Annotated in this window: 23 protein-coding genes; 15 read left to right on the top strand and 8 right to left on the bottom strand. The window is 71.4% G+C overall.

Annotated elements, in window-relative coordinates:
- Positions 1-120: 120 nt before the first annotated feature.
- The 3 genes from ACL00U_RS02135 (at position 121) to ACL00U_RS02145 (ending at position 2,563) form a co-directional block, all read left to right on the top strand.
- Positions 121-462: a hypothetical protein gene (locus tag ACL00U_RS02135; protein ID WP_017886403.1), complete on the top strand. Its 342-nt coding sequence runs from the start codon at positions 121-123 to the stop codon at positions 460-462.
- Positions 443-1,609 carry a Vms1/Ankzf1 family peptidyl-tRNA hydrolase gene (locus ACL00U_RS02140; protein ID WP_194590392.1) on the top strand — a complete coding sequence of 389 codons (1,167 nt, stop codon included), beginning with the start codon at positions 443-445 and terminating at the stop codon, positions 1,607-1,609. The genes ACL00U_RS02135 and ACL00U_RS02140 overlap by 20 nt, the downstream gene beginning before the upstream one ends.
- A 111-nt stretch (positions 1,610-1,720) precedes the next feature.
- The gene (locus ACL00U_RS02145) at positions 1,721-2,563 is read left to right on the top strand and encodes a formate/nitrite transporter family protein (protein WP_159557214.1); all 843 of its coding nucleotides are present in this window, start codon (positions 1,721-1,723) and stop codon (positions 2,561-2,563) included.
- A gap of 57 nt (positions 2,564-2,620) precedes the next feature.
- On the opposite strand, the gene ACL00U_RS02150 is transcribed toward ACL00U_RS02145, so the two are convergent.
- Positions 2,621-3,829 carry an MFS transporter gene (locus ACL00U_RS02150; RefSeq protein ID WP_017886400.1) on the bottom strand — a complete coding sequence of 403 codons (1,209 nt, stop codon included), beginning with the start codon at positions 3,827-3,829 and terminating at the stop codon, positions 2,621-2,623.
- Between the two features lie 95 nt (positions 3,830-3,924).
- Here ACL00U_RS02150 and ACL00U_RS02155 point away from each other — a divergent pair, with 95 nt between their 5' ends.
- On the top strand, positions 3,925-4,626 hold the full coding sequence (locus ACL00U_RS02155) for a GntR family transcriptional regulator (protein ID WP_235045662.1): 702 nt from the start codon (positions 3,925-3,927) through the stop codon (positions 4,624-4,626).
- Between the two features lie 66 nt (positions 4,627-4,692).
- Here ACL00U_RS02155 and ACL00U_RS02160 read toward each other — a convergent pair whose 3' ends face one another.
- Positions 4,693-4,842 carry a hypothetical protein gene (locus tag ACL00U_RS02160; protein ID WP_017886398.1) on the bottom strand — a complete coding sequence of 50 codons (150 nt, stop codon included), beginning with the start codon at positions 4,840-4,842 and terminating at the stop codon, positions 4,693-4,695.
- Between the two features lie 182 nt (positions 4,843-5,024).
- On the opposite strand from ACL00U_RS02160, the gene ACL00U_RS02165 reads away from it, so the two are divergent.
- From ACL00U_RS02165 to ACL00U_RS02195, 7 genes are all read left to right on the top strand, one after another.
- Positions 5,025-6,170, top strand: a complete 1,146-nt coding sequence (locus ACL00U_RS02165) for a LacI family DNA-binding transcriptional regulator (RefSeq protein ID WP_017886397.1) — start codon at positions 5,025-5,027, stop codon at positions 6,168-6,170.
- 245 nt (positions 6,171-6,415) lie between these two features.
- Positions 6,416-8,152, top strand: a complete 1,737-nt coding sequence (locus tag ACL00U_RS02170) for an ABC transporter substrate-binding protein (protein WP_412873759.1) — start codon at positions 6,416-6,418, stop codon at positions 8,150-8,152.
- Positions 8,149-9,129 carry an ABC transporter permease gene (locus ACL00U_RS02175; protein WP_017886395.1) on the top strand — a complete coding sequence of 327 codons (981 nt, stop codon included), beginning with the start codon at positions 8,149-8,151 and terminating at the stop codon, positions 9,127-9,129. The genes ACL00U_RS02170 and ACL00U_RS02175 overlap by 4 nt, the downstream gene beginning before the upstream one ends.
- The gene (locus ACL00U_RS02180) at positions 9,126-10,073 is read left to right on the top strand and encodes an ABC transporter permease (RefSeq protein WP_042538639.1); all 948 of its coding nucleotides are present in this window, start codon (positions 9,126-9,128) and stop codon (positions 10,071-10,073) included. Before ACL00U_RS02175 ends, ACL00U_RS02180 begins: the two co-directional genes overlap by 4 nt.
- Positions 10,070-11,875 carry an ABC transporter ATP-binding protein gene (locus tag ACL00U_RS02185; protein WP_259495202.1) on the top strand — a complete coding sequence of 602 codons (1,806 nt, stop codon included), beginning with the start codon at positions 10,070-10,072 and terminating at the stop codon, positions 11,873-11,875. Before ACL00U_RS02180 ends, ACL00U_RS02185 begins: the two co-directional genes overlap by 4 nt.
- Positions 11,872-12,744: an alpha/beta fold hydrolase gene (locus ACL00U_RS02190; RefSeq protein WP_051067363.1), complete on the top strand. Its 873-nt coding sequence runs from the start codon at positions 11,872-11,874 to the stop codon at positions 12,742-12,744. Before ACL00U_RS02185 ends, ACL00U_RS02190 begins: the two co-directional genes overlap by 4 nt.
- 24 nt (positions 12,745-12,768) lie before the next feature.
- Positions 12,769-13,965, top strand: a complete 1,197-nt coding sequence (locus ACL00U_RS02195) for a glycoside hydrolase family 1 protein (protein WP_152427191.1) — start codon at positions 12,769-12,771, stop codon at positions 13,963-13,965.
- Positions 13,966-14,071: 106 nt separating this feature from the next.
- On the opposite strand, the gene ACL00U_RS02200 is transcribed toward ACL00U_RS02195, so the two are convergent.
- The gene (locus ACL00U_RS02200; RefSeq protein WP_082509490.1) at positions 14,072-15,259 is read right to left on the bottom strand and encodes an ankyrin repeat domain-containing protein; all 1,188 of its coding nucleotides are present in this window, start codon (positions 15,257-15,259) and stop codon (positions 14,072-14,074) included.
- Positions 15,260-15,268: 9 nt separating this feature from the next.
- Entirely contained in the window at positions 15,269-16,336 is a 1,068-nt protein-coding gene (locus ACL00U_RS02205; protein WP_259551618.1) for an acyltransferase family protein, read from the bottom strand.
- 154 nt (positions 16,337-16,490) lie between these two features.
- On the opposite strand from ACL00U_RS02205, the gene ACL00U_RS02210 reads away from it, so the two are divergent.
- Positions 16,491-18,143 (top strand): GH39 family glycosyl hydrolase, encoded by a 1,653-nt coding sequence (locus tag ACL00U_RS02210; protein WP_412873760.1) that lies wholly within the window; start codon positions 16,491-16,493, stop codon positions 18,141-18,143.
- 58 nt (positions 18,144-18,201) lie between these two features.
- Here ACL00U_RS02210 and ACL00U_RS02215 read toward each other — a convergent pair whose 3' ends face one another.
- The 3 genes from ACL00U_RS02215 to ACL00U_RS02225 are packed head-to-tail and all read right to left on the bottom strand — an operon-like array spanning position 18,202 to position 21,601.
- The gene (locus ACL00U_RS02215) at positions 18,202-19,119 is read right to left on the bottom strand and encodes a glycosyltransferase family 2 protein (protein WP_412873761.1); all 918 of its coding nucleotides are present in this window, start codon (positions 19,117-19,119) and stop codon (positions 18,202-18,204) included.
- Positions 19,116-20,192, bottom strand: a complete 1,077-nt coding sequence (locus ACL00U_RS02220; protein ID WP_263137085.1) for a polysaccharide pyruvyl transferase family protein — start codon at positions 20,190-20,192, stop codon at positions 19,116-19,118. The genes ACL00U_RS02215 and ACL00U_RS02220 overlap by 4 nt, the downstream gene beginning before the upstream one ends.
- The gene (locus ACL00U_RS02225; RefSeq protein WP_412873762.1) at positions 20,192-21,601 is read right to left on the bottom strand and encodes a polysaccharide biosynthesis tyrosine autokinase; all 1,410 of its coding nucleotides are present in this window, start codon (positions 21,599-21,601) and stop codon (positions 20,192-20,194) included. Before ACL00U_RS02225 ends, ACL00U_RS02220 begins: the two co-directional genes overlap by 1 nt.
- A gap of 83 nt (positions 21,602-21,684) precedes the next feature.
- Here ACL00U_RS02225 and ACL00U_RS02230 point away from each other — a divergent pair, with 83 nt between their 5' ends.
- Genes ACL00U_RS02230 through ACL00U_RS02240 form a run of 3 tightly spaced genes read left to right on the top strand, consistent with a single transcriptional unit; the run spans position 21,685 to position 24,714 of the window.
- Positions 21,685-23,022 carry a hypothetical protein gene (locus ACL00U_RS02230; protein ID WP_412873763.1) on the top strand — a complete coding sequence of 446 codons (1,338 nt, stop codon included), beginning with the start codon at positions 21,685-21,687 and terminating at the stop codon, positions 23,020-23,022.
- Positions 23,019-23,612 (top strand): hypothetical protein, encoded by a 594-nt coding sequence (locus ACL00U_RS02235; protein WP_017886384.1) that lies wholly within the window; start codon positions 23,019-23,021, stop codon positions 23,610-23,612. The genes ACL00U_RS02230 and ACL00U_RS02235 overlap by 4 nt, the downstream gene beginning before the upstream one ends.
- Positions 23,590-24,714, top strand: coding sequence for a glycosyltransferase (locus tag ACL00U_RS02240; RefSeq protein WP_031259360.1), 1,125 nt, complete (start codon positions 23,590-23,592; stop codon positions 24,712-24,714). The genes ACL00U_RS02235 and ACL00U_RS02240 overlap by 23 nt, the downstream gene beginning before the upstream one ends.
- Positions 24,715-24,796: 82 nt before the next feature.
- Here the strand turns inward: ACL00U_RS02240 and ACL00U_RS02245 are convergent, their stop codons facing one another.
- On the bottom strand, positions 24,797-25,942 hold the full coding sequence (locus ACL00U_RS02245) for a glycosyltransferase (RefSeq protein ID WP_412873764.1): 1,146 nt from the start codon (positions 25,940-25,942) through the stop codon (positions 24,797-24,799).
- Positions 25,943-26,002: the final 60 nt, after the last annotated feature.

Raw genomic sequence — 26,002 nt, forward strand, 5'->3', positions numbered from 1 at the left:
GCGCGTTCCCGGCGCACCTTGGAACGGCCCCAGGCCCGGGCGCGGACCGTGGGGTCACAGAGCAGACACCGACGCCCCGGACGGCGAAGGCCGCCGGCGGCACGACCGGGAGGAGAAGCGATGACCGAACGCGGGAACACCACCCATCGCCCCGAACTCGACGAGCAGCTCGCGCACGAGGCGCAGAGCATCGTCCAGGGGCACGGCAGCAACGCCCACGTCGAGGAGTTCCGGCAGTCCGAGCCGGTCCCCGACGACACCGACGGCCCGGAGACCGTCGCCGCGTCGGGCTACGACGGCGAGCTCGAGGGCGAGCTGCAGGACGACACCACCGACGTGCTCCCCGAGGACGACGCCGACCGGGCCGACCCGCTGCCCACCGGCGAGGGCGACGGAGCCGACGCGACCGTGTACCGCACCGAGACCAGGGAGGGCAGCACCGATGGCTCTGACGCAGAATGACGCGCCGCACCTGCAGTCCGGGATCGCCGAACGCCTGAAGCGCGGGGGCACCTGGACGTGGGCCTACGTCGACGCGTCCGGTGACCGTGAGGACCCGCAGCACCACGCAGCCCTGCAGCGCCGGAAGGCCGAGGACGTCCTGCGGTCGGCCGGGGCGGACGCCGAGGTCATCGACACGGTGATGGCCGAACTCGAGGAGACGCCCGGGGTGCCCGCGCCGGTCAGCCGGTACGTGCTCGTGCACGACGGCGAACTCGTGCTCAGCGAGGTCCTGCCCGGTCCGATGCACGCCCCGACGTCGATCGGCCACGACCCCGTGCCCGACCTGCTGCCGCTCCTGGCGCACCGGCCGCTCGACCTGCCGTTCCTGATCGTCGAGGTCGGTCGCGAGGGCGGTGGCCACCGCGCCTACCGTCTCGGCCACGCCGACGTGCCGGACCGGCGCGACGAGCAACGCGTGCAGGGCCGCACCGACACGCTCCACAAGTTCCAGGGCGGCGGCTGGTCGCACCTGCGGTGGCAGCACCACACCGAGGAGATCTGGCGCGACAACCAGAACGAGGTCGCCACGTCCGTCGACGAGGCCTTCCGGCGGCTGCAGCCGAAGCTCATCGTCGTGGCGGGGGACATCCGTGCACGGGGGCTCCTGCTCGACCAGTTGTCCACCGAGGCTCGAGCCGTCGTGTCCGAGGTCCCGGTCGACCCCCGGGCGTCGGACGCGTCGGAGACCGCGCTCGTCGAGCACGTCGACATCGCGCTCGCCCGGGTCATCGCGACCCGCCGGCACGACTTCGAGGACCTGCTCCGCACCCACGTCGGCCGCGGGGACAACCAGACGGTCACCGGCCTCGGATCTGTCGTCGAGGCGCTGCAGCAGGCGCAGGCCTCGGTCGTCGCGATCGACGCCGCCGCGATCGGCGACCGCACCCTGCTCGCGCTGGGATCGGCGCCGTGGATCGCCACGGCACCCGAGCAGGCGGCGGGTGCGCCGGCCATCGGTCCGGTGCCGGCCGTGTGCGCGATCGTCCGGGCGGTCGCCCTCACCGACGCGGAGCTGCTGCTCGTGAACGCCGCGTCGCTGCCGAACGGTGCGCCCGCCGCGGCGTTGCTGCGGTGGCCGGTGGGACCGGCGGTGCCGGCCGCCTGAGCGGTGACCGGACGACGGACGGGAGGCCCGGTGCCAGCTGGTACCGGGCCTCCCGTCCGTCTCGGCGCGATCCTGCGGGCCGCCACGACGGCCGCGTATAGCGTCCCCGCCATGACCGACGACCGCCGACGTGAGCTCGGCACCAGCGACGCACCCGTGGAGGACGAACTCGCGGAGTCCTTCGACGCGACCATCGAGGAGGGCGCGGAGCGGCTGCAACGGACGGCCCGGGCCGTCCTCGTCACGGGGTTCTTCGGTGGCCTCGAGGTCGGTCTCGGGGTGATGGCGTACCTCGCCGTGCTCACCGAGACCGACAGCCACCTGCTCGCCGGGCTGGCCTTCGGCATCGGCTTTATCGCGCTGCACCTGGCGCACAGCGAGCTCTTCACCGAGAACTTCCTGATGCCGGTCGCGGCCGTGGTCGCCCGCGAGGGGACCGTGCTGCAGCTCGTGCGACTGTGGGGCGGCACCCTCGTGGCGAACCTGGCCGGTGGATGGGTGTTCATGTGGCTCGTCGTCCAGGCGTTCCCGCAGTGGCACGCCACGCTCTCGGAGTCGGCGCACCACTACGTCGACGCGCCGTTCGGACTGCAGAGCATCGTGCTGGCGGTCCTGGGCGGCAGCACCATCACCCTGATGACGCGGATGCAGCAGGGCACCGACTCGGACCCCGCGAAGCTCGTCGCCGCCGTCGCCGGAGGCTTCCTGCTCGCCGGACTGCAGCTCTTCCACTCGATCCTCGACTCGCTGCTCGTCTTCGGTGCGATCCAGTCGGGCGCGGACATCACCTACGGGCAGTGGCTCGGCTGGTTCGGGTACACGCTGCTGTTCAACGTCCTCGGTGGGCTGGTGCTCGTGACGGCGCTGCGTCTGCTCCGGACGAAGGAGCTCATGCAGGACCGCCGCCGGGAATCCCAGGACGACCCCGAGCGTGCGGACCACGAACAGGGCTGACGAGCGCGAGGGGCGGAGCGGACGGAGGGGGTCGATCGCGTTGCGTCGCGCGGACGGTCAGTCGTGGGAGCGGTCTCGGCGGGGCACCAGCGGGACGGCCAGCAGCGGGAGCACCGCCACGATGCCGAACGACGCCGCGAAGCCGAGCGCGCCGACCAGGGCGCCGATGCCCGGACCGACGGCGCTCGCCGCGATGAACTGCCCGGTGTTCTGCGCCCCGAGCGCCCGCCCCGACCAGAACGGCCCCGCCGCCTCGGCGACGGACGTGTACGCCAGCCCGTTGTCGGCGACCGTCACGCTCGTCGCGAGCACCAGGAACACCGCCGCCCCGGCCAGGTGCGTGGCGTCGACGACCGCGAGCACCGCCATCACCACCGCCGCGCTCACCGCGACGATCCGCAGGGGGCCGACGCGCGACCCGGCCCGGTCGCTCCAGCCACCGACCAGGATCCGGCCGATCGCCCCGACGAACTGCGCGGCACCGACCAGCAGGCCGGCCGCCGGTGTCGACCACCCGAGGCCCACGAGCCAGACGAGCCCGTACGTCGACAGGGTGAACTGCGGCACCACGAGCAGGACCGACACCGCGTGCACCCGCCACAGGAACCCGCTCGAGCGGTAGGGGTTGGCGGTCGCCGTGGCCACCGCGGCACGGGTCGGACGGGGCGGGTCCGAGATCCCGATCGCGCAGCACACCGCGAGCACGGCGCACAGCACGATCGGCAGGACCAGGGCCGCACGGATCCCCGAGCCCTCGGCCAGCTGCGGCACCGTCACCGCGGCGAGCGTCACCCCGAGCGGCTGCGACATCTGCCGGATGCCCATCGCGAGCCCGCGGCGCTCCTTCGGGAACCACCCCACCACGACCCGGCCGCTCGCGGCGTTCGTCGAGGCACTCGTCATGCCGCCGGCCAGGAACGCCAGCCCGAGCAGCACCGGGTCGCCCGCGGCCAGCCAGGCGCCGACGACGGTCAGTGTGGTGAGCACGAGCCCACCGGCGATGACGATGCGCTCGCCGAACCGGTCGGTGATCGCACCCCACGCGATGAGCGTCAGGACCATGCCGAACGTCGGAGCGGCGGCGAGCAGCCCGGCGGCCGGCAGGGACGTCCCGCGGCTGAGCAGGTGCGGGATGAGGAGCGCCGGCGCGGACACCACGAGCGTCCCCGCCGCCTGGGCCGCGACCCCGAGGGCGAGCATCGTCCAGGCGCGGGCGGAGACCGGTGGTGTCGTGGTGGATCGCTGCGGGGCGTCGGTCGTGGGCATGCGTCTCGGCCGTTCGTCGTGGTTCCAGCACGGAACGAATTGGTATACCACAACGGTATACCATTCCGGCCGCTCCGCCGCTAGGCTTGTCCGCCGTGACCGACCCGACCGACGACGCACCCGTGTCGCAGACGGCCCAGCTCTACGACAACCTGCGCGCAGCCATCCTGACCCTCGACATCGCACCGGGGGAGCGCATCTCGGAGCGTGGGCTCGAAGCACGGTTCCACGCCTCGCGCACGCCCGTCCGCGCCGCACTGTCGCGGCTCGAGCGTGAGGGGCTCATCCTGCACGAGGGCCGTTCGTGGACGGTCACCCCGATCGACCTCGACGAGATCGCCTCGCTCGCCGAACTCCGCGGCATCCTCGAACCCGCCGCCGCACGGCTCGCCGTCGAGCGCGCCACCGCCGAGCAGCTCGCCGAGGTCCGCGGGCACCTCGACACCCTCCGTCCCACCCCCGACCAGCAGGCCGGCATCCGGATGGGGTCGACGTTCCACCTGGACCTCGCCGCGCTCGGCGGCAACCGGTTCGTCACCGATGCGATCGCCGATGCCCTGACCCGACTCGAGCGCACGCGCTGGATCGAGGTCCGCACGCCCGAGGCGCGCGACGCCGCATGGGACGAGCACAGCGCCATCATCGACGCCGTGCGCGACGGCGACGCCGACCGTGCAGCGGAGCTCGTGGCTGCCCACGTCGCCGGCACCAACGACCGACTGCTGAGCTGGATCGCGCAGGAGCGCCGACGCCTGCGCGGGGCGGGCATGACGATCGTGGGCGCGACCGAGCGCTGACGCGAGCGGCGCGTGGGCGGTGCGCCGGGCCTCCTGGCCGTGGCGGGGGAGACCCGGCGTGCGCCGCTAGGGGCGGTCCGCCGACTCGGGCGACGCGTCGGCGTCGTCGAACGTGCGGATCGAATCCGTGCGTTCGAGCAGCGCGTCGCGCACCTCGGCCTCGTCGTGGCTCGCGCGGAGTGCGAGCTTGCTCCCGGAACGTGTCGACTGTGACATGTCGTGTCCTTCCCCTGCGTGTGGGCAACCTGGTCGGTGCGGGCCCGCGGCCCGCCGGTGCGCTTCCTCACGGGACGTACTGAGGTCGCAACAGTGTCGCGCGACACCCGCTGTCCCGCAAGCGTTTCCGGCGCCGTGTGGAGAACTCCCGGTACGGGGCATGCCTAGGATGGTCCGGCCGCATGGTCGAGGCGCGGCACCAGCGGACGTCGGACGGGAGGCACGGGTTGGCCGACCAGCGCACCGCACCTCCCACGGTCTACGACGTCGCCTCTGCAGCCGGCGTCTCCATCGCCACCGTCTCGCGCGTGCTCCGCACGCCCGACGCCGTCCGCGAGGGCACCCGGGACCGCGTGCAGGCAGCGATCCGGAGCCTCGGGTACGTCCCGTCCGGCAACGCCCGGGCCCTCGCCGGCAAACGCACCGGCGTCGTCGGACTGCTGCTGCCCGGCTTCGACGTGGTGCCCGACGAGCGGCCGGACCTGGTCACCGACGGTGGCGTCCGCGTGGTCGACGACCGACGCCACGTGACCCAGCCGTTCTCGTCCAACCTGTACTTCGACGAGGTCCTGCGCGGCGCCGAGACCGAGGCCTGGCAGCGTGGTCTCGCGCTCATGGTCGCCGCCGGCCGGGGGTCGTCGCGCGACGTGATCGTGAACGACGTCGCCGGCCGGGTCGACGGGCTCGCCGTGCTGGCGCAGACGGTGCCCGACGACCTGCTCGAGCACGTCGCCCGACGCATCCCGGTGGTGGTGCTCGCCGACGACCGGCGCTCGCACGGGTTCGACTCGGTGAGCGTGGACAACGCCGCGGGCATGCGGACCCTGGCGTCGCACGTGATCGGGCGTCTGGGGATCCGGTCCCTCGCGTACGTCGCGGGCCCGATCGACTCGCCCGACGACATGGAGCGCTCGGCGGGGTTCCGGGCAGCGCTGGCCGACCACGGGGTGCCGGCCTCGGCGGTGCGCACGGTGCACGGTGACTTCGGCAGGGCCCGGGCGCGGGAGCTCGCGGTGTCGCTGCTGTCCGACGTCGTCCCCCGCGCCGTCGTCTGCTCGAACGACCAGTCCGCGCTCGGGGTGCTCGACGCCGCCGCTGCCCGCGGGCTCCGCGTGCCGGAGGACCTCGTCGTGACGGGGTTCGACGGCATCGACGCCGGTCGGTTCTCGTCGCCGCGCCTGACCACGGTGCACCAGCCGATGGGGGCGCTCGGTCGTGCTGCGGTCCTGGCGATCGTCGACCGGCTGGAGCGCCGCGAGGGGCCGCCGCGCGCCGTGCGCCTGCCCGTCGAGGTGCTGCTGCGCGAGAGCTGCCCGCCCGCGCTGTAGCGTGCGTGCCGTCGCGAGGTCGCAAGGTCGCGAGGTCGCAAGGTCGCACCGTGCGGCGTTGCGCATCCCGTGCGACCTTCCGCGCCCCGTGCGAGCCCGTAGCAGTGCACGGAGCGGGCAACCTCGCACCGGTCGGCGCACCTCGCACCGTGCGCCGCCCCGCGAAACAACACCCGCGGTTGCACGCCGCGATGTAAGCGCATACATTGAGCACGTACCGAATCGACATGGAGGTCGACCGAGCAATGACGCTTCCCCCACAGCGCACGCGCGGCACGCGTGACCCAGGCCCACGCCGCCGAGGCCGCCTCGTCGCGGCCATCGCCGGCCTCGCCGCAGTGGCCCTCGTGGCCACCGGCTGCAGCATCCAGGTCCGATCCGAACCCGATCCCACCATCGGCAAGGACACGATGCTCATCAACGCGGACCGCGGCAACCCGCTGTTCGACCGCAACTTCAACCCGTACATCGCGAACGCCCGCACGGCCTCCAAGTGGATGTACGAGCCCCTCATCGAGGTGAACCCCCTCGACGGCAAGCGCAACCCGTGGCTCGCCAGCGCGTGGAGCCAGCCCGACGCGAAGACCATCGACATGACGATCCGCTCGGGTGTCGAGTGGTCCGACGGTTCGCCGTTCAGCGCGAAGGACGTCGTCTTCACCTTCGACCTGCTCAAGAAGTTCCCCGCCATGGACGTCAAGGGCGCCTGGCAGCACATCAAGAGCATCGAGCAGGACGGTGACCACGTCGTCTTCCACCTCAAGAGCGAGGACGTCCCGAGCCTGACGATCATCGGCCAGACGTACATCCTGGGCGAGGACCACTGGGGCGGCGTGAAGGACCCGACGACCTGGCGTGACCCGAACCCCGTCGGCACCGGACCGTTCGTGCTCGGCAACTACACCGACCAGCAGTACTCGATGAACAAGAACCCGAAGTACTGGCAGGCCGACAAGATCGCCATCAAGCACCTCATCCTGCCGGCGACGAACACCCAGCTCGACACCGTCACCCGCGGCTACGACTGGGCGTACTCGTTCATCTCCGACGTCAAGGGCACCTGGGGTGCCGCGTCGAAGACGAACGAGTGGTGGTTCCCGGCCGGCGGTGTGATCGGCCTCATCCCGAACCTCACGAAGGCGCCGTACAGCGACGTCAACGTCCGCCGGGGCATCTCGCTCGCGCTGGACCGTGACGCCATCGCCGAGACCGCGTCCGAGGGCAACCTGTCGGCGGCGGGCCAGACCGGCCTGATCCTGCCGAACCAGGAGCGCTACCTCAACCCGGACATCCCCGACAAGGGCATGATCACCCAGGACACGAAGGCGGCGCTCGCGAGCTTCGAGAAGTCCGGCTACTCGGTGCAGGGCGGCAAGGTCGTCAAGGACGGCAAGCAGCTCGCGATCACGATCATGACCGCGAACGGCTACTCCGACTGGCTCCGCGCCGCGCAGGAGGTCCGCCGCGAACTCACCGCCATCGGCATCAAGGTGACGATCCAGGCGCCGCAGCCCGCCGGCTACCAGCAGAACATCAACAACGGCGAGTTCGACATGGCGATGGGCGGCATGGGCAACGGTGACGTCTACCAGGCGTTCAACTCCCTGCTCAGCACCGAGTTCTACCAGCCGGTCGGCAAGTCGACCGTCAACAACTACGAGCGCTACAAGAACGCCGACACCCAGAAGCTCCTCGACGAGTACAAGGCGACGACGGACACGGCGAAGCAGCAGGAGATCCTCGACCAGCTGCAGCAGACCGTGTACGACGAGCTCCCCGTCATCGGCATGTACTACGGCGGGCTCTGGGGCCTGTTCAACACCGGCAAGTTCGTCGGCTGGCCGAGTGCGAAGGACCCCTACATGGCACCGCAGAACTACGACTCGGCACCGCTGCTCATCTTCACGAAGCTCCGGCTGCGCGACAGCGCCGCCGGCAAGCAGATCCTGCAGGAGCAGAAGGCGCAGGAGGACCGGAAGTGAAGTACATCCTCCAGAAACTCGTCCTCTTCGTCCTGACCCTCTGGGCCGCGGTGACGCTGAACTTCGTGCTCCCGCGCCTGATGCCCGGCAGCCCGGCCGACGCCGCACTCGCCAAGCTCAGCCAGAACGGTCCGGTCACCGACGCCACCAAGAAGGCCATCGAGGCCCAGCTCGGGGTGCCGACCGGCAACCTGTGGGACCAGTACGTCAGCTACCTGCACCAGGTCATCACCCTCGACTTCGGGACGAGCTACACGTTCTACCCGCAGCCCGTCGGCGACCTCGTGTCGAAGGCCCTGCCGTACACGCTGATCCTGGTCGGGGTCGTCACGATCCTGGCGTTCGTCCTCGGCACCCTGATCGGTGTCGCGGCCGCGTGGAAGCGCGGCACCTGGCTCGACTCGCTCCCGACCCTGTCCGGCAGCTTCATGTCGACGTTCCCGTACTTCTGGACCGCCCTGCTGCTGCTGTTCTTCCTCGGCTACGTGCTGCACTGGTTCCCGACCACGGGTGCCTACTCGGCCACGACGACGCCCGGCCTGAACGGTGCCTTCTTCGGCGACGCCCTGCAACACGCGGTGCTGCCGGCGGTCACGATCCTGGTGACGAGCCTCGGCGGCTGGATCATCGGCATGCGCAACGCGATGATCAACACCCTCGGTGACGACTACGTGACCTTCGCCGAGGCCAACGGCCTCCGCGGACGCACCGTCGCCATCCGCTACGCGGCCCGCAACGCGATCCTGCCGAACCTGACCGGCTTCGGTCTGGCGCTCGGTGGCGTGGTCGGCGGTTCCGTCCTGGTCGAGCAGGTCTTCGGCTACCCGGGCATCGGCTACCTGCTGTTCAACGCCGTCATCGGGCAGGACTACCCGCTCATGCAGGCCCTCTTCCTGATGATCACCGTGTCGGTGCTCATCGCCAACTTCATCGTGGACGTCATGTACGGCGTTCTGGACCCGAGGACGCGTCGATGACCAACGCAACCGTGTCGGTGCGCACACAAGAGAACGCACCCAACGAAGAACAGCAGGCGCCGAGCAAGCTCCGCGCCGCCGCCCGCCAGTTCGGCGTCGTCTGGTCGAACAAGAAGGCCCGGATCGGCATCATCATCCTCGGCGTCTTCGTGTTCGTGGCGGTCTTCGCCCCGCTCCTGGCCCCGTACGGCGCCAGCCAGAACGGCTTCGCCCGGTCCGCCGACGCGACGCCCGACCACTGGATGGGCACCACCGCCGCCGGCGAGGACGTCCTGTCCCAGATCATCTACGGCGCTCGCATCTCGGTCATGGTCGGCGCGGTCGCGGGCATCCTGTCCACGCTCGTCGCCGTCGCGATCGGCCTCAGCTGGGGCTACGTCCGCGGCTGGATCGCCGAGGTCATCGGGTTCATCGTGAACCTGTTCCTCGTCATCCCGGGTCTGCCCCTGATGATCGTCATCGCCGCCTACCTGCAGAACGGCGGCATCGCGGTGATCATCGCGGTCATCGTCGTGACCGGTTGGGCGTGGGGTGCGCGTGTGCTCCGTTCGCAGACGCAGTCGCTGCGCGGCCGGGACTTCGTCACCGCCGCCCAGTTCTCCGGTGACGGCGCGACCCGCATCGTGTTCCGCGAGATCCTGCCGAACATGACGAGCCTGATAGTCGGCAGCTTCTTCGGCGCCGCCACCAGCGCCATCCTCGCCGAGGCGGGCCTCGAGTTCCTCGGACTCGGCGACTCGTCGATCGTCAGCTGGGGCACGATCCTCTACTGGGCGCAGAACTCGAACGCGCTCCTCACGGGGCAGTGGATCCTGCTCTTCGCGCCGGGTCTCTGCATCGCCTTGCTGGCGATGAGCCTCACCCTGATCAACTTCGGCGTCGACGCCGTGTCCAACCCGCGGCTGCGCGACGGCGCACGGCCCCGTAAGGAGAAGCGCGCATGAGCGGCTTGCCAGAAACGCACCCGGCAGACGGTCTGGAGGCGCCCACCGGCGCCGCCACGGGCCTCCAGTCCGACGCCCGTCACGACCAAGGCGACGCCTCCGTCCTGCTCGACGTCCGCGACCTGTCGGTCGTCTACGAATCGGCCGGACAGAGCGCCGTCCAGGCCGTCGACCACGTGTCGTTCCAGCTGCAGAAGGGCGAGTTCGTCGGCCTGGTCGGCGAGTCCGGTTCCGGCAAGTCGACGCTCGGCTACGCGCTGACCCGGCTGCAGAAGCCGCCGGCGCGCACGAACGGCGGCAGCATCGTCTTCGCGGGCAAGGACATCCGCGACCTCGACGACGAAGCCCTGCGCCAGCAGCGGCAGGGCGGCTTCGCCATGGTGCTGCAGTCCGGCATGAACGCGCTCAACCCGGTGCGCACGATCCGGAACCACTTCATCGACGTCTTCAAGGCGCACGGCCACGTGTCGCGCGACCGCTGGGACGCCCGGATGAAGGAGCTCATCGAGAAGGTGAAGCTGCCGACGTCGATGCTCGCCCGGTTCCCCGGGGAGCTCTCCGGCGGCATGCGGCAGCGCGTCTCCATCGCCCTGGCGCTCTCGCTCGAACCGCAGCTCATGGTGTTCGACGAGCCGACGACGGCGCTCGACGTGCTCGTGCAGCACGCCGTGATGGACACGATCATCGAGCTGCAGCGCACCGAGGGCTTCACGGCGATCCTGATCAGCCACGACCTCGGCATCGTCCTCGAGGCCACCGAGCGCGTCCTCGTCATGCACGAGGGCCGCATCGTCGAGGACGGCGGCTCCCGCGAGATCCTCCGTGACCCGCAGGACGAGTACACGCAGATGCTGCTGTCGCACTACGCCGACCCCCGCGCCGAGGTGGTGTCGCTGCCGGGCTTCCCGGACCGCTCGCTCCGTGCCGAGGCCGGCGAGAAGCGGCAGGAGACGACCTCGTCGTTCAGCACCGTCGGGTCCCGCGAGCGCAGCGCCGCCCGCAACCCGATCGTCGTCGACCACATCGTGAAGACCTACCCGGCGCCCCGCCGCGGTGAGCAGCCGGTGCAGGCCGTGCGCGACGTGTCGTTCACCCTCGAACCCGGGCAGTCGCTCGCCCTGGTCGGCCAGTCCGGTTCGGGCAAGTCGACCATCGCGAAGCTGCTCACCGGGGTCGAGAAGCCGACCACCGGCACAGTCCGCTTCGGTGACCTCGACGTCGCCCGCCTCGGCAAGCGCGGCCTGCGGGACCTGCGTTCCGAGGTGCAGATGGTGTTCCAGGACCCGTACTCGGCGCTCAACCCGCTGCACACGGTGGAGTACACGCTGTCCCGGCCGATCGCGAACTACACCGGGCTGACCGGCCGCGATGCGCGGCGCCGGGTGCTCGAGCTGCTCGAGACGGTGGGGCTCACCCCGGTCGAGCAGTTCGCCCAGAAGCTCCCGCACCAGCTCTCCGGCGGGCAGCGGCAGCGCGTGGTGATCGCCCGGGCACTCGCGAGCGACCCGCAGGTGATCATCGCCGACGAGCCGGTGTCGATGCTCGACGTGACGCTGCGTGCCGGGGTGCTCGCACTGCTCGAGGACCTCCGCGAGCAGTGGGGCGTCTCGCTCCTCTACATCACGCACGACCTGCTGAGCGCGCGGCTCATCACGGACGACATCATGGTGCTCCACGAGGGCGCCGTGGTCGAGCGGGGTCACACGGCCCAGGTGCTGCAGGACCCGCAGGACCCGTACACGATCGCCCTCCTCGACGCCGTGCCGAACCCGCGCCGCACGCTCTCGGAAGGACGACCATGACCACCCTGCACGACTTCCCGACGGTCCCGCCGTTCGGGCACCTGCCCACCCCGGACGGCGTCGACGTCGTCGGGATCGACGTCCCGGTCGGGCGGCTCACGGCCTACCGGATCGTGCCCGCGGGGGTGTCGAAGGGCACTGTGCTCATCGTCCCCGGGTACACCGGCTCGAAGGAGGACTGGCGCACGTTCCTGCCCGTCCTCCGCGACGCCGGGTGGACCGCGGTCGCGATCAGCCGGCGTGGGCAGGCCGACTCGGCCGCGCCGACCGAGCCGCGGGACTACTCCCTCGACGAAGAAGCGGCCGACGTCGTCCGGGTCGCGCGCCTGCTCGACGACGGCGCCCCCGTGCACCTGGTCGGGCACTCGCTCGGTGGTGTGATCGTCCGGGCGGCCGCGCTGCAGGACCCGACGGCGTTCCGCGACGTCGTGCAGTTCTGCTCCGGCCCGCACGGGTGGCCGTACCGCAAGGTCGCCGAGCTGACGATCCTGCACGACACCGGGGGGAACCTCCGGCAGCTGTTCGACTCGACGAACCCGCTCTGGGCGTACCGGCCCGACGAGGAGCTGCCCGACGACGTCCGGATGGTGCGCGACCGCTTCGACGCGACGAGCCCGCTCAGCGTCGTCGCCGGTGGCCACATCCTCGAGGACCACACCGACGCCTCCGACGCCCTGCGCGCCACGGGCCTGCCGGTCCTCGTCGCCCACGGCGAGTGGGACAACGCCTGGCCGATCCCGTGGCAGCGGGCGATGGCCGAGCAGACCGGCGCCGAGTACGTCGTCATCCCCGCGAGCTACCACGGCCCCCAGGTCGAGAACCCGCTCGGGACGGTCGCCGTCTTCGACGCCTTCCTGAGCCAGCACTGACTCGAACACGCACTGAAAGGCACCATCATCTCCACGCTGCAGTTCCCCGACGGCTTCCTCTGGGGCGCCGCCACCGCCGCCCACCAGATCGAGGGCAACAACGTCAACAGCAACTGGTGGGTGCACGAGCACGAGCCGGACACCACCATCGTCGAGCCCTCGGGTGACGCGGCGGACAGCTACCACCGGTACCGCGAGGACATCCGCATCGCCGCCGAGCTCGGGCTGAACTCCTACCGGTTCAGCATCGAGTGGGCCCGCATCGAGCCCGAGCGCGGGTTCGTCAGCCGTGCCGAGGTCGACCACTACCGCCGCATGGTCGATGCCTGCCACGAGTTCGGCATCGAGCCGATCGTCACCCTCATGCACTTCACGGTGCCGCGCTGGTTCGAACGCGACGGCTTCTGGCGCGCCCCCGATGCCGCCGACCTGTTCGCCCGCTACACCGAGGCCGCGCTCCCCGTGGTGCAGGACGGCGTCCGCTACGTCTGCACGATCAACGAGCCGAACATCGCGGCCATGCTCGCCGGCGGCGAGGACGCGGCCAACCTGGTGGCCTTCGGCCTGCCGAACCCGGACCTGGGCGTCGCCGACGCCCTGCTGGCCAGCCACAAGCGGTCGCGCGAGGTCCTGTCACAGGTGTCGGGCCTCCGGTCGGGGTGGACCATCGCGACGCAGGCGTTCAAGTCCAACGGTGAGCCGGGCGCGGACACGATGCTCCGCGAGTACGGGTACCCGCGCGACGACTGGTACCTCGAGAACGCCGCCGGCGACGACTTCCTGGGCGTGCAGGCCTACACCCGCACGTTCATCGGTCCGGACGGGCCCCTGCCCGTGTCCGACGACGTCGAGACGACCCTCACCGGCTGGGAGTTCTACCCCGAAGCCTCGGCCGACGGGCTCCGCAGCGCGTGGGAGCTCTCCGGCGGCGTCCCGCTGATGATCACCGAGAACGGCATCGCCACCGCCGACGACAGCCGTCGGCAGGCGTACACGCAGGGCGCCCTCGAGGGCATCCACCGCTGCATCGAGGACGGTATCGAGGTCCTCGGCTACCAGCACTGGTCGCTCCTCGACAACTACGAGTGGGCGTCGGGCTTCCGGCCGACGTTCGGGCTGGTCGCGTGGGACCGTGAGACCTTCGAGCGCACGCCGAAGGACTCCGCCCGCTGGTACGGGCGCGTCGCGCAGGCGAACGCCGTCGAGCAGGTCACCGTCTAGGACGGTCGACCCGCGAGCGCGCGGCGGACGGGAGGCCCTGCTCCCGTCCGCCGCGCTTCGTCACGTCCGGCGCGGGTCGGCCCACGGGCCGTGGTGCGGACCGCGCTCAGGCAGCGGCGAGCAGGTCGGCCACGGCCGTCTCGCGGAGCAACTCCGCGCGGTCCGCAGCGGTCGAGCCCTCGTCGTCCACGGCATCGCGGTCGACGCCCTGCGCCAGCACCGCACGGACGGTCTCGACGTCGCCGGAGTCGACGGCCGCGATCAGCAGCGTCGCGCCCCGTGAGCCGCGCGCCGCGGTGTCCGCACCCGCGGCGGCGAGGGCACGCACGATCGCGGCGTGCCCGCCCCACGCGGCGCGGATGATCGGGGTGTTGCCGTCGCCGTCACGGGCCTCCAGGTCGGCACCCGCTGCCACCAGCACGTCGACCGCCCGTCGCGCGTCGCGGTCGATCGCCAGCGTCAGCGGCGTCCGTCCCTCGGTGTCCTCGAGCTGCAGGGTCGCGCCGCGGCGCAGGAGCTCCTCGAGCATCTCGGGGTGGTCGAACCACGCGGCGGCGTGCAGCGGGGCGAAGCCCCATCGGGGGTCGACGTCGTCGACGTCGCTCGCGTCGTCGGCCAGGTGCAGCCCGCCGAGGTCGCCGTAGGCCGCGGCCCGGACCACCTCGGTCGTCCACTCCACCCAGCCGTCCGGCACCGGGCCGTGCCAGCCGCGTGCCGGGCGGGACTCCAGGCCGGAGTACACGGACTCGGCGACGCTCCGGATCGCCACGCGGACACCACGGAACCGGATCGCGACCTCGCCGACGGGGGAGATCAGCAGCCGGAGTTCCCAGGCGTCGTGCTCGTTCAGGTACTCGAGCTCGCCCCGGGCGACGTGCGCGTCACCGGCGAGCAGCGCTGCGGGATCGACCCCGGGCGGGTCGATGACGGCGTCCCGGAGCCGGAGCGACACCCTGGCGTGGTTCCAGCGGCGCCACAGGCCGCTCGGGGTGTCGAGGACCTCGTCGTTGCGGACCACGATGTCCGCGTGCACGACGACCGGGTCGGGCACACCGTGGCCTGGCAGGTCGACGGGGGTCGTCACGTCGTCCTCGTCGGCGTCCGGGTCGACGACGGCGTCGGCGGACTCCACGATCCAGCGTTCGATCCGCGAGTCGGTCCACTTGACCGTCAGGAGCGCGGCGACCGTGGGAGGGGCGTCCTCGAGCAACCGGGTCACGTGTTCGCGCTGGCCGTCGAAGTCCTCGAGGGAGACGTAGCCAACGGAGGGCCAGTTCACTCGACTCCATCGCACGGGACGACACTACCCGGCGGGTAGCCGGTGCCTCGCGGCGCGTGGGGTCCGTGGTGGTGCGGTCCGACGACGCTGGAGCCGCCGGATCACCGGACGGTCGACCGCGAACCACACCACGACCGAGGCGGCCACGGCGGCGACCGGTGCGGCGATGCCCGCGACGATCGGCGCTGCGGGGCCGGAGACGACCGCGGCGACCACGGCCACCGTCGCCGGTGCGAGGATCGGGTGCGTCAGGTACAGCGCGTACGAGGCATCGCCCAGCGTCCGCCCGACGGTGCCGGTGCACCGACGCAGGAGCGGCTCACCCACCACCGTCGTCGCCAGCGCCGCGGCCGCGAGCGGCAACAGCAGCAGGCTCGGCACGGACGCGCCCGCGACGGTGCCCACCACGAGCCAGATCGCGGTGATCGCCGCGGTCCGGAGCAGTGCCAGCCGGGTGCGGCGGTCGAGCGCCCACCGGCCGATCACCATGCCGACCAGGAAGCACAACACGATGCGGTTCGCGTGGAACTGCCAGGTCGGCCACCCGTCCGGCCCGCGGAACGCCGAGGCGACCGCGAGCCCGACGAAGACGACGGACGCCAGCCGCAGGGGGTCGGAGCGGGTGGCGAGCGCGATCGTGACGACCACGTAGAACAGCAGCTCGAACGACAGCGTCCAGGTGACCGTGAAGAACGGCTCGACCACGCCGTTCGGGCCGCGGCCGGGCAGGAACAGGTACGACGACACGATGTACGTTGTTGACGTGGCCGCGCGTTCCAGGGCCTGCGGGGCCACCAGCAGCGTGACGAGCTTGATCGTCATCACCGCCCACGCGAGCGGCAGGATGCGGACCAGCCGACGGCGGAGGAACCCGCGCCAGGTCGGCCTCGGGGTCCGCTGTGTCACGAGCACCGCGACGAACCCGCTGATCGCGAAGAACACCGTCACCCCGACCTGGCCGACGGGGATGTCGACCAGGGGTGTGCCGAGACGGGCGTGCAGGTACGTCGGCAGGTGCGAGAACACGACGAGGAGCGCGGCGACGAACCGCAGCACCTGGACGCCGGTGAAGGTCGGTCGTTCGGCTGGCATCGAGCAACTGTGGGCGGGCGGGTTCGCCGATCGCCAGCAGTTCGCACTCCGAGTTCCGTGTTTCGCAGCGTGGTCGAGCCGATCGCATCGCATCGCAGGTGCCGTGCATTCCGATTGCTCGCCAGCACCCGTCCGTGCTGTCGATGATGGCCCGATGGAACACGTCGGGCCCTCCGTTGGCCGCCCCGCTCCCCGTCCCCCCTCCACCCGCCGCCGTGGCCTCACCGCAGCTGCCGTCACGGGCGTCCTCCTCGCGGCGATCCTGTCCGAGCACGCCCAGCCCTCGTCCGCACGGGGCACCACGTCGACGGCCTCGACGACGCCGACGATCCGACCGGTCGGCGGGAGCGGTCTGTTCGGACCCGACGATCGCCCCCGGTTCACGGTCGACGGCGTGGAGCGTGCGGCGGACGTCACCTGGCGGGTCAACGACACCACGGGGACGATCGTCGACTCGGGGACCGGCCGGGCGGGGACCCGATCGGTCGAGGTGCACCCCACGAGCGCCCTGCCGTCCGGCACCTACCGGCTGACCGTGCAGACGCCGGGCGCGACCTCCGCGTCGACCCGGTTCGTGCGGACCATCGCCGGTCCGGTCGGCTCGGACCCGTACTTCGGTCTCGGCGTCAACCCCGTGGCGAGCGCGCTGCCCTCACTCGCCGCACTCGGTGCCGGCAGCTACCGACAGGACCTGCAGTGGAGCGCGGTCGAGAAGGTCGCCGGACGGTTCGACTTCACGGCGACGGACGCCCGCATCGACCCGGTCGTGCGTGACATGGGGGTCAGCCCACTCTTCGTCCTCGACTACGGCAACGTCGCGTACACGAACGACCCGATGGCACCACCGGACGTCTCCAAACCCGCGCAGGCCGCCGCCTGGAAGCGCTACGTCAAGGAGACCGTTTCCCACATGCGGGACCGGCACCCCGACACCGATCTGTCCTACGAGGTCTGGAACGAGTGGACGAACAACCACGGTCCGCTGCCCGCGACGCCCGCCGCCTACATCGAGCTCGCACGGGTCACCGCACAGGTCATCCGTGCGACCGACCCGGCGGCGACGATCGTCGGGCCGACCCAGAACGCGGTGTCCGACGACGAGCGCGCCTGGATCGGCGAGTGGTTCCGCCTCGGCGGCGCCGACCACGTCGACGCGGTCAGCATCCACCCGTACAGCAACCCGTGGGGTCCCGAGACCTGCGTCCCGACCAATCCGTGCATCGAGGACGCGCTCGCGTGGCTCCGGACGACGGCCGACCGGTACCCGCGCCCAGACGGCAGCGCCTTGCCGATCTGGATCACCGAGGTCGGATGGCCGACCCAGTTCGCCGGACCGGGCTGGGTTCAACCGGAGGACCAGACCGCCTACGTCCTGCGCACCTACGCCATCGCCGCGCAGTACGGCGTCGAGCGGCTCTTCCTGTTCGAGATGGCCGAGCCCGCCCTGGCGAACGGCACCGCACGGACGTTCGGTCTGCTCGGCAACGCCGACGGCGGCTACGAGCCGAAGCCCTCCGCCGCGGCCTGGGCGACCATGCAGCGGGTCCTCGCCGGCAAGCGGTACGTGGCGGAGCACCGGATCGGTCCGGTCCGCCACATGCGGTTCACCTCGCCGGACGGCAAGCACCACGCCCGTGTCGTCTGGCAGTCGGAAGCGCAGCACCTGTCGACGTCCGTGCGCGTCTCACTCCGTGGAACGGGCCGGATCGTCGAACCCACCGGGTCCGACAAGGCCGTGCGGGGCACCGCCGGGAAGCTCGACATGTCCGCGAAGTGGATCCCGCGGTTCGTCGTCTGGGACGAGTGACTCCGAGCGACTCCGAGTGGCCCCGCGGTGCACCTGGTGCGCCGCGGGGCGACTCGCGTCACCCGTGCTGCGGCGTCGTGCCCCGGTCGAACGCGTGGTGCACGCCGTGGTCGTCGGTTCCGTGCCACCCCTGCCACCGGCCACGGAGCTGTGCCTGTTGGAACCGGGTCGCATCGTGGTCCCGCTTGATCCGTGCCACGAGGACGGCCGCCATCGACCGGGTGACCCAGTAAGCCGCCTGGCCGCGGAGCCGGTGCTTCCGGAGCACCCGCCCGAACCCCCGGTTGTACCGCAGCACCTTGGCCAGGGTCTCGTCCGTCATGCCGTCGTGCCGGAAGTCGCCGTGCCGCACGGCCACGTCCGGCATGTAGGCGATGCGGGCACCGCGACGGAGTGCGCGGATGACGAGGTCGTTCTCCTCGCCGGAGCCGAACGGCGTCGCCGAACCGGTCCCGAGGGCGACGTCGAAGAGCCCGTGCGTCTCGAGCAGTTCTCGCCGCAGGAAGATGCCTGCGGCGACGATCGTCCGGGGAACCCGCCAGCTCGTGACCCGGCATGGTCGTCGACGCCAGCGGAGCATCGTGCCGCTGTCGTCACTCGTACGGCAGGGGATCGCTGCTCCGTCGAGGTCCCGACCGTCCATCCGCTCGGACAGGAGTTCGAGGACGCCGTCGTCGAACCAGCAGTCGTCGTCGGGGAACGCCACGATGTCCCCGCGGATCGTGGCGAGCCCGCGGTTCCGGCCACGGCTGACACCACGGACGACGGGCTCGTGCACGTGTTCGGCGTGACCGGCCTCGATCAGGTCCCGCAGGAGCGGCAGCGCGTCCGGCTTCGGGCGCTGCTCGACCACGGTCACGAAGACCGGCACACGTGCTCGGCGGATCGAGTCGAGGCAGCGTTCGATGTGTTCGGGCGAGCGGATCGTCGAGATGACCAGGTGGAAGCGGTGGTCGGGCCCGGTGACGGCGTTCACTTCGACACCGTGCTCGTCGTCAGCAGGTCCGACGTCGAGCACGTCCCCGACTTCCAGGCGAGCAGCTCGCCCCGGATCCGTTGCAAGCGGTCCTGCAGTTCGCGGACCCGTTCGGCGATGCCCGCACGCTCCTGTTCGGCCGCGCGCATCGCGTCGACCAGGTCGTCCGCCGAGTGGCCCACCGTGACGGGGGCGGCACGGCCGGTGACGCTCGACCAGAAGTCGTCGCACTTCGAGGCGTAGGACAGCGGGACCGTCGCGATGCCGAGCGACACCGCGGCGACGGCTCCGTGCAGCCGTTCCGACACCACGAGGTCGCAACCGCCGATCGCGGCCATCGTCGCAGCGACGTCCGTGGAGGCGTGGACGACCGACGCCGTCGTCAGACGGCCTGCGAGCTGGCGTGCGGCGTCCTGGTCGGCTGCCGACAGGGCGAACGCGACCACCTCGGTCGCACCGGTGTCACGTGCGTGTTCGTCGACGGCCGCGGCGACGGTGGCGACGTCGAAGCGGGAGTGTGGATCGGACCCGAGGCTCACGCCGATGCGCGGAGCAGCCCGGGTGGGCCTGGGCACGTGCCGGACGAGGGGGTAGAGCAGCGCCGGGTCACCGCTGATGTCGACGGGCATCAGGTGCGCGGAGACCTCGTCCTGGGTGAGGGGACCGCGAACGCCGGCGATGTGCAGCCGCTGGAGCGTGCGCCAGGCTTCCCAGCGTTGCCGCTGCTGCGCCAGCGAGTACGTGTCCGATGCCGACGCCGCTCCGAGACCCACACCGATCAGCCCGTCCGCTCCGAAGTTGCGGATCGCCAGCCGTGCGTGCTCGGCCCACGACGCGAACCCGACGGACGTCCCGCCGCCGAGCAGGACGACCCGTTCCGTGCCGAGCGTGCGGAGCCGGTCGACCCCGAATCGTGGCGCCGTCCGGAGGTAGTCGCGTGCGTTGAGCGGTGCCTGGACCGTGAGGGGGTCGTCGAGCGCAGCGCGCCAGGTCTCGTACAGCAGGTCGTCGCCGAAGTTGGCGTTCCCCTGCCACCCGAGGTAGACGAGGGAACGGCGTGTGGGCGGCTTCATCAGTGGTCCTCCGGGGTGCGACGAGCTCGCGACGATCGACGAGGGCTCTCGCTGACCGGCGCCGACGGCTCGTAGTTGTAGTAGGTCTTCGCGCGGCGCTGCACCGGCAGACGGTTCACGACGAGGCCGAGCAGGCGCGCACCGACCTGGGTCACGGTCCGCTCTGCCGCGGTGAAGTCTGCTCGTCTGGTCCGCCCGTCCACGCTCACCACGAGCAGGACACCGCTGCAGATCGCACCCAGCACAGCGGGGTCGGTCACCGGAAGCATCGGAGGGGCGTCGACGATGACGTACTCGTAGCGGGACTCGAGTTCGCGGACCAGGTCGACCATGCGGCTCGAGCTCAGGAGTTCGCTCGGGTTCGGGGGGACGCGCCCCGCTGCGAGGACGTGGAGGGGTGTGTCCGCGCCGACCTGTTGGGTGGCGTCGTCGAGGGCGACCTGCCGGGTGAGCACCGTGGAGAGTCCGACGCGGCTCTCGATGCCCAGGTAGGTGCCGGTGGTCGGCCGTCGGAGGTCGGCGTCGACGAGGACGACGCGCGATCCGTTCTGCGCGAGCATGAGCGCGAGGTTCACGGCGGTCGAGGACTTCCCCTCGCCCGGCGTCGCACTGGTGACGACGATGCTCTGCGCGTCTCCGTCGAGGTTCGTGTAGGTCAGGTGGGTCCGGAGCTGGCGGAACGCCTCGGCGCGTGTGCTGTAGCGGTTGTCGAACGACACGAGCGGCTCCTTCGCGATCGTCTCGTCCATGGCGAACTCGCCCAGCACGCTCGCGTGGGTGAGTCGGCGCAGCGCCTCGAACGAACGGAGGCGGGTGTCCAGGACCTCGCGGAGGACGGCTTGGGCGATGCCGAGCGCGAGTCCGGCGAGCACACCGATGGCGGTGTTGACCGCCAGTCGGGGCGAGAACGGCGTGCTCGGAGCGGTGGCGGGCTGGAAGACGCTGAGGTGGACGAGGCCGTCGGTGGCGGCTCCCTCGTTCTCCACCTGGTCGACCACCTTCACCAGCTGCTCCGTGACGGCGTTCGCGATGGCGGCGGCCTGCGTCGGGGACTCGTCGGTGGCGCTGATCGAGATGAGCACGGTGTCGCGTTTCGACTCCGCCGTGACCACCCGCCCGAGGCCGCCGCCACCCGGCAACCCGAGCTGCTTCGCGGCCTGCCCGAGCACCTGGGGCGTGACCGCCAGCTCCTCGTATGACTTGACCCGGGCGGCCGAGAAGGTGTTGCCCTGACTGAGGTCGGCGACCGAGGCCCCGCCCGCCACGGACACGAACACCTCGCTCGTCGCCCGGTACTGCGGTGCCTGGACCGCGGAGAAGGCCGCCGCGAGTCCGGTCGCGAGCAGCAGCACCGCAGCGATGGAGATCCAGCGGTGCCGGAGCACGTCGATGAACTGCGCGAGTGTCATCCGAGCCTTTCCTTCGGGTTTCGATGTGTGATACTCATAGTAGTTGATATGAAATATTACGCAACCAAGTGGAGGAAGCGCGGATGACCGTCCTCGGAAGCCTGCTCCTCGTCGCGCTCGGCGTCGGACTGACGGTGCGTCGCGAGTGGTTGCCAGTGGTCATCGGGGCGGCTGCAGGGCTGCCGTACTCGGCGGGCGTCGTCGTCGGGGGGAACGGCGTGCCGCTGTTCACCGTCGCGGCAGCAGCCAGCGCCTGCGCACTCCTCGGGACGCGTCGGCTGGGGACGTCGCACTGGACAGCGAATGCGTTCGCCGTCTTCCTCGCGTGGACGACGGTGATCACCGCGGTGGCTCCGTGGATGTTCGGCGGCATCCGGGTCCTCGTCTCGCGCGGCGGAGTCGATCACCAGGTGGCCGACCCCGGTGTGCTCGCCTACACGGTGAGCAACGGGGCACAGCTCGCCTACCTGCTCCTCGCCGCCTGCTGCGCGCTCTACCTGGTGCGCGTCCGGGGTGCCGTCCTCGCGGTCGGTGTCGCGCTGGTCGTGGGGACGGTGACGACGAGCATCCGGGGCTTCCTCCTGCTGTTCCGAGCGGACGTGACGGCTCCCCTCTTCGACACCCTGCCGAACGTGGCGTACGCCTGGACCACGACGGAGGACCGGTTGCGCGGGGTCTTCAGCGAACCGAGCGAGCTCGCCGCGTTCTCCTTACCGGCGGTCGCGTTCTTCGTCGTTGCGGCGCTGCGCTCGACGGGCCGGGCCCGGTTCCTCTGGTCCACGGCGGCTGCCCTCGCATGCTCCAACCTGCTGCAGGCGTCCTCGGGGACCGCCGTCGTCGCATCCGCCGTCGTGATCGGGTTGGGCATCGTCGTGCTGGCCGTCCGGTACGTCGTCCGCGGCGGTGTCGGCACCCCGTGGCTCGTCATCGCCGTACTCACCGTGGCCGTGGTCGCCCTCGTCGCCGGTGACCACCTGCTCGCGCCGATCCGGGAACTCGTCGTCGACAAGGTGGACAGCAAGTCGTACGACTCCCGGACCGGGGCGGACATGTTCAGCTGGGGCGTCCTCGCGGACACGCTCGGGATGGGCGCCGGCATCGGCAGCAACCGGCCGTCGTCGTTCGGCATGTCCCTGCTGTCCACCGTCGGCATCCCGGGCACCGCGGCGTTCGCTGCACTCGTCCTGGGCATCGTCGCGACCGCGATCCGGCGTCCGGGCACGATCGCGGCGGCAACGGCACTCGTCGCGTTGCTCGTCGCCAAGGTCGTCGGGACGCCCGACTTCTCGACCCCGGTCCTCTGGGTCCTCATCGCGGCCTGCGCGACTCCGGCGTGGGTGCCGACCGCCGTCCCCGCCCTCCGGCCCACGATTCCCACCCTCTGGCCCACCGTCCCCGCACTGACAGGAACTCGATCGTGATCGCCATCCTCATCGTCTGCGAAGGGAACGTCTGTCGTTCCCCCTACGTCGAACGCGTGCTCCGGGCCCGCCTGGACGCCGTCGCCCCGGGAACGTTCCGGGTGTCCAGCGCAGGGACCGCCGCCGAGCACGGGGCGGCGATGTTCCCGCGCTCGTCCGACGCCGTCCTGCGCCACGGTGCCGATCCCTCCGGCTTCGCAGGGACGCCCCTGACGGCACGCGTGCTCGACGGCCCCGCGCTCGTGCTCACCCTGGAGCGCCAGCACCGTGCCGCGGTGCTCGACATCGCTCCCGCGCTGTTGCGGCGGACGTTCACGCTGCGCGAGTTCGAACGGCTCGTCCGTCCGCTCCTCGGTCAGGACGCCGTCGGCGCAGGGTTCTGGGACGACTTCCCCAGGTTGGTCGCACGTTCCCGACTCGGCACCGCCCCCACCGAGCCGGAGGCGGACGACATCGCCGACCCGGTCCGTGGGGACGACGCCGACCACGCCCGGATGTGCGCGCTGGCCGACGAGGCGATCGACGCCGTCGTCGCCTGTGCCGCACGAGCGACGGAAGGAGCTCGAGATGCGCGGACTGCTCGTGCATGAGTGGATCGAAGCGGTCGGCGGCGCCGAACGTGTCCTCGACGCCATGGCGGACGAGTACCCGGACGCCGATCTCTTCGGCCTCTGGAACGACGCCCCTGGCCGGTACCCCGGCCGGCGGGTGATCGAGAGCGCCCTCGCGCCGACGCCGCTGCGGGGTCGCAAGGCCCTGGCCGTCCCCTTCCTCCCCGCGCTGTGGTCGCACGGGCTGCGCGACCTCGGACCGTACGACTGGGCGCTCGTCAGTTCGCACCTGTTCGCGCACCAGGCCCGTGTGCCCGGTGTCGATCCCGAGCGCCAGTTCACCTACGTGCACACACCGGCGCGGTACCTCTGGAACCCGGAGCTCGATGCCCGCGGCGCGTCCGTCGCCGCACGGGTCGCGGGTCCCGCGCTCCGTGCAGTGGACCGCCGTCGGGGCGGGGCGCTCCGGCACGTCGCGGCCAACAGCCGTTTCGTGCAGCAGCGCATCCGAGCGAGCTGGGACGTCGATGCGGTCGTGATCCACCCGCCCGTCGGGGTCGAACGACTCACCGCTGTCGACGACTGGGCGCAGGTGCTCGACGACCGTGAGCGTGCGCTGCTCGAGTCGCTGCCCGCGGGCTTCCTGCTGGGTGCGTCCCGGTTCGTGCCGTACAAGCGACTCGACGTGGTGATCGAGGCCGGCCGGGCATCTGCGCGGCCGGTGGTGCTCGCCGGTGACGGACCCGACCTCGAACGGCTCCGGGCGCTCGCCGCTGACTCGGACGTCGACGTCCGCATCGTCGTCCGGCCGTCCGACGCGCTCCTGGCGGCACTATTGCAGCGTGCAGCCGTCTACGTGTTCCCACCGGTGGAGGACTTCGGCATCATGCCGGTCGAGGCGATGGCGCTCGGCACGCCGGTCGTCGTGAACGCCGTCGGCGGCGCGTGCGACTCGGTGGAGCCCGGTCGGAGCGGTGTCGTCCTGCACGACTTCGCCCCGTCGACGATCCGGTCGGCCGTCGAGGCGGCTGCGGGACTCGACGGTGCGGACTGCCGAGCGCGGGCCGACACGTTCTCCACCACACGCTTCCGGCGCGAGATCGGCGCGTGGACCGGGATCCCGAGCGCGGTCCGTTCCTGACGCGCCCGGCCAGGAGGCCCGCCAGTCGTCGCCGGGTCGGCCCGCGGCAGGCGCCGCGCACGTGCAGTGCCGCCGTCCCGCGTCAGCGGGCGGCCGCCACCAGGATCGCCTCGAGCTGCGCGACGACGCGCGGGAGGTCGAACCGCCTGGCGGTCCGACGGCCGTTGTCGGCGAGCCGATCCCGGGCCTCCTGGCCGTCTGCCAGTCGCACCATGGCGGACGCGAGCGCTGCGACGTCGCCGGGCGGGACGAGGAGGCCGTCCTGATCGTGGGTGATGATCTCGGCGGGGCCAGCCGCATCGCTGGCGATCACGGCCCTGCCCAGCGCCATGGCCTCGATGACGACCTGTCCGAACGGCTCCGCGCGTGTGCTGGCGTGGACGACGAAGTCACACGCGGACATCTCGGCGGCGACGTCGTGCTGGTGCCCACGGAAGTCGACGGAGTCCTGCACATCGAGTTCGGACGCGAGCGTGTGGAGCGACCGGGCGAACGCGTCGTCGGCGCCGAACAGCGGTGCGCCCACGAGACGGAGCCGTGCGTCGGGGTCGAGACCGGACGCGCGGGCGGCCGCGAAGGCGCGGAGGGCGACGTCCTGACCCTTCCACGGCGTGAGGCGTCCGACCATGCCGATCGTGCACACCGGAGCGGTGTGCGGCGTTGGTTCCGCCGGGACGGACACGGGGCAGGCGACGACGGTGACGGGCCGGGGCAGGCGACCGAGCGACCGGGCCGTGGTCCGGGAGTTCGCGACCACCGTCCGGGGGAGGACCGCGAACGCGAGCCGGAGCAGCGCTGCGTTGACTCGCGACGACCCATCGGCACCGACGAGGTCGTGTGCGTGGGCGACCACGGGGATCCCGGCCCGCCGCCCGGCGAGTCCACCCCAGATGTGTGCCTTCGCCGAGTGGGTCGTCAGCACGTCGACACCGAGCGCGCGCAGGACGCGGGTGAGTTCGTGGGTGGCGCGGAGTGTGCTGACCGTCTTCGCGAGGAGCCCAGCTCCCGTGGTGGCGGTGTGGTGCCGGACGGTCGCATCGAGGGGAACGACCTGGCAGCGCACCCCGGAGTCGGCGAGGCGTTCCTCGAGCGGGCCGTGTTCGCCGAGGACCACGATCGGTTCGATCCTCGTGCACGAGGCGGTCACCCGGGCGACGAGCAGTTCTGCCCCGGAGAGGGCTGCGGAGTGGCTGAGGAAGGCCACCAGAGGCAACCGATCAGTTGTCATGCATTCAGCATATCAAGTATTGTATAGAACGTGACATACAAATGTCCGCGGGTCCGACGA

It is taken from the genome of Curtobacterium poinsettiae (assembly GCF_047226435.1).
GTDB classification, from domain to species: domain Bacteria; phylum Actinomycetota; class Actinomycetes; order Actinomycetales; family Microbacteriaceae; genus Curtobacterium; species Curtobacterium poinsettiae.

Coding starts and splice junctions, on each gene's coding strand:
- ACL00U_RS02135 (WP_017886403.1), top strand. CDS start 121: ATGACCGAACGCGGGAACACCACCCATCGCCCCGAACTCGACGAGCAG.
- ACL00U_RS02140 (WP_194590392.1), top strand. CDS start 443: ATGGCTCTGACGCAGAATGACGCGCCGCACCTGCAGTCCGGGATCGCC.
- ACL00U_RS02145 (WP_159557214.1), top strand. CDS start 1,721: ATGACCGACGACCGCCGACGTGAGCTCGGCACCAGCGACGCACCCGTG.
- ACL00U_RS02150 (WP_017886400.1), bottom strand. CDS start 3,829: ATGCCCACGACCGACGCCCCGCAGCGATCCACCACGACACCACCGGTC.
- ACL00U_RS02160 (WP_017886398.1), bottom strand. CDS start 4,842: ATGTCACAGTCGACACGTTCCGGGAGCAAGCTCGCACTCCGCGCGAGC.
- ACL00U_RS02165 (WP_017886397.1), top strand. CDS start 5,025: ATGGTCGAGGCGCGGCACCAGCGGACGTCGGACGGGAGGCACGGGTTG.
- ACL00U_RS02170 (WP_412873759.1), top strand. CDS start 6,416: ATGACGCTTCCCCCACAGCGCACGCGCGGCACGCGTGACCCAGGCCCA.
- ACL00U_RS02180 (WP_042538639.1), top strand. CDS start 9,126: ATGACCAACGCAACCGTGTCGGTGCGCACACAAGAGAACGCACCCAAC.
- ACL00U_RS02185 (WP_259495202.1), top strand. CDS start 10,070: ATGAGCGGCTTGCCAGAAACGCACCCGGCAGACGGTCTGGAGGCGCCC.
- ACL00U_RS02190 (WP_051067363.1), top strand. CDS start 11,872: ATGACCACCCTGCACGACTTCCCGACGGTCCCGCCGTTCGGGCACCTG.
- ACL00U_RS02205 (WP_259551618.1), bottom strand. CDS start 16,336: ATGCCAGCCGAACGACCGACCTTCACCGGCGTCCAGGTGCTGCGGTTC.
- ACL00U_RS02210 (WP_412873760.1), top strand. CDS start 16,491: ATGGAACACGTCGGGCCCTCCGTTGGCCGCCCCGCTCCCCGTCCCCCC.
- ACL00U_RS02220 (WP_263137085.1), bottom strand. CDS start 20,192: ATGAAGCCGCCCACACGCCGTTCCCTCGTCTACCTCGGGTGGCAGGGG.
- ACL00U_RS02225 (WP_412873762.1), bottom strand. CDS start 21,601: ATGACACTCGCGCAGTTCATCGACGTGCTCCGGCACCGCTGGATCTCC.
- ACL00U_RS02230 (WP_412873763.1), top strand. CDS start 21,685: ATGACCGTCCTCGGAAGCCTGCTCCTCGTCGCGCTCGGCGTCGGACTG.
- ACL00U_RS02240 (WP_031259360.1), top strand. CDS start 23,590: ATGCGCGGACTGCTCGTGCATGAGTGGATCGAAGCGGTCGGCGGCGCC.
- ACL00U_RS02245 (WP_412873764.1), bottom strand. CDS start 25,942: ATGACAACTGATCGGTTGCCTCTGGTGGCCTTCCTCAGCCACTCCGCA.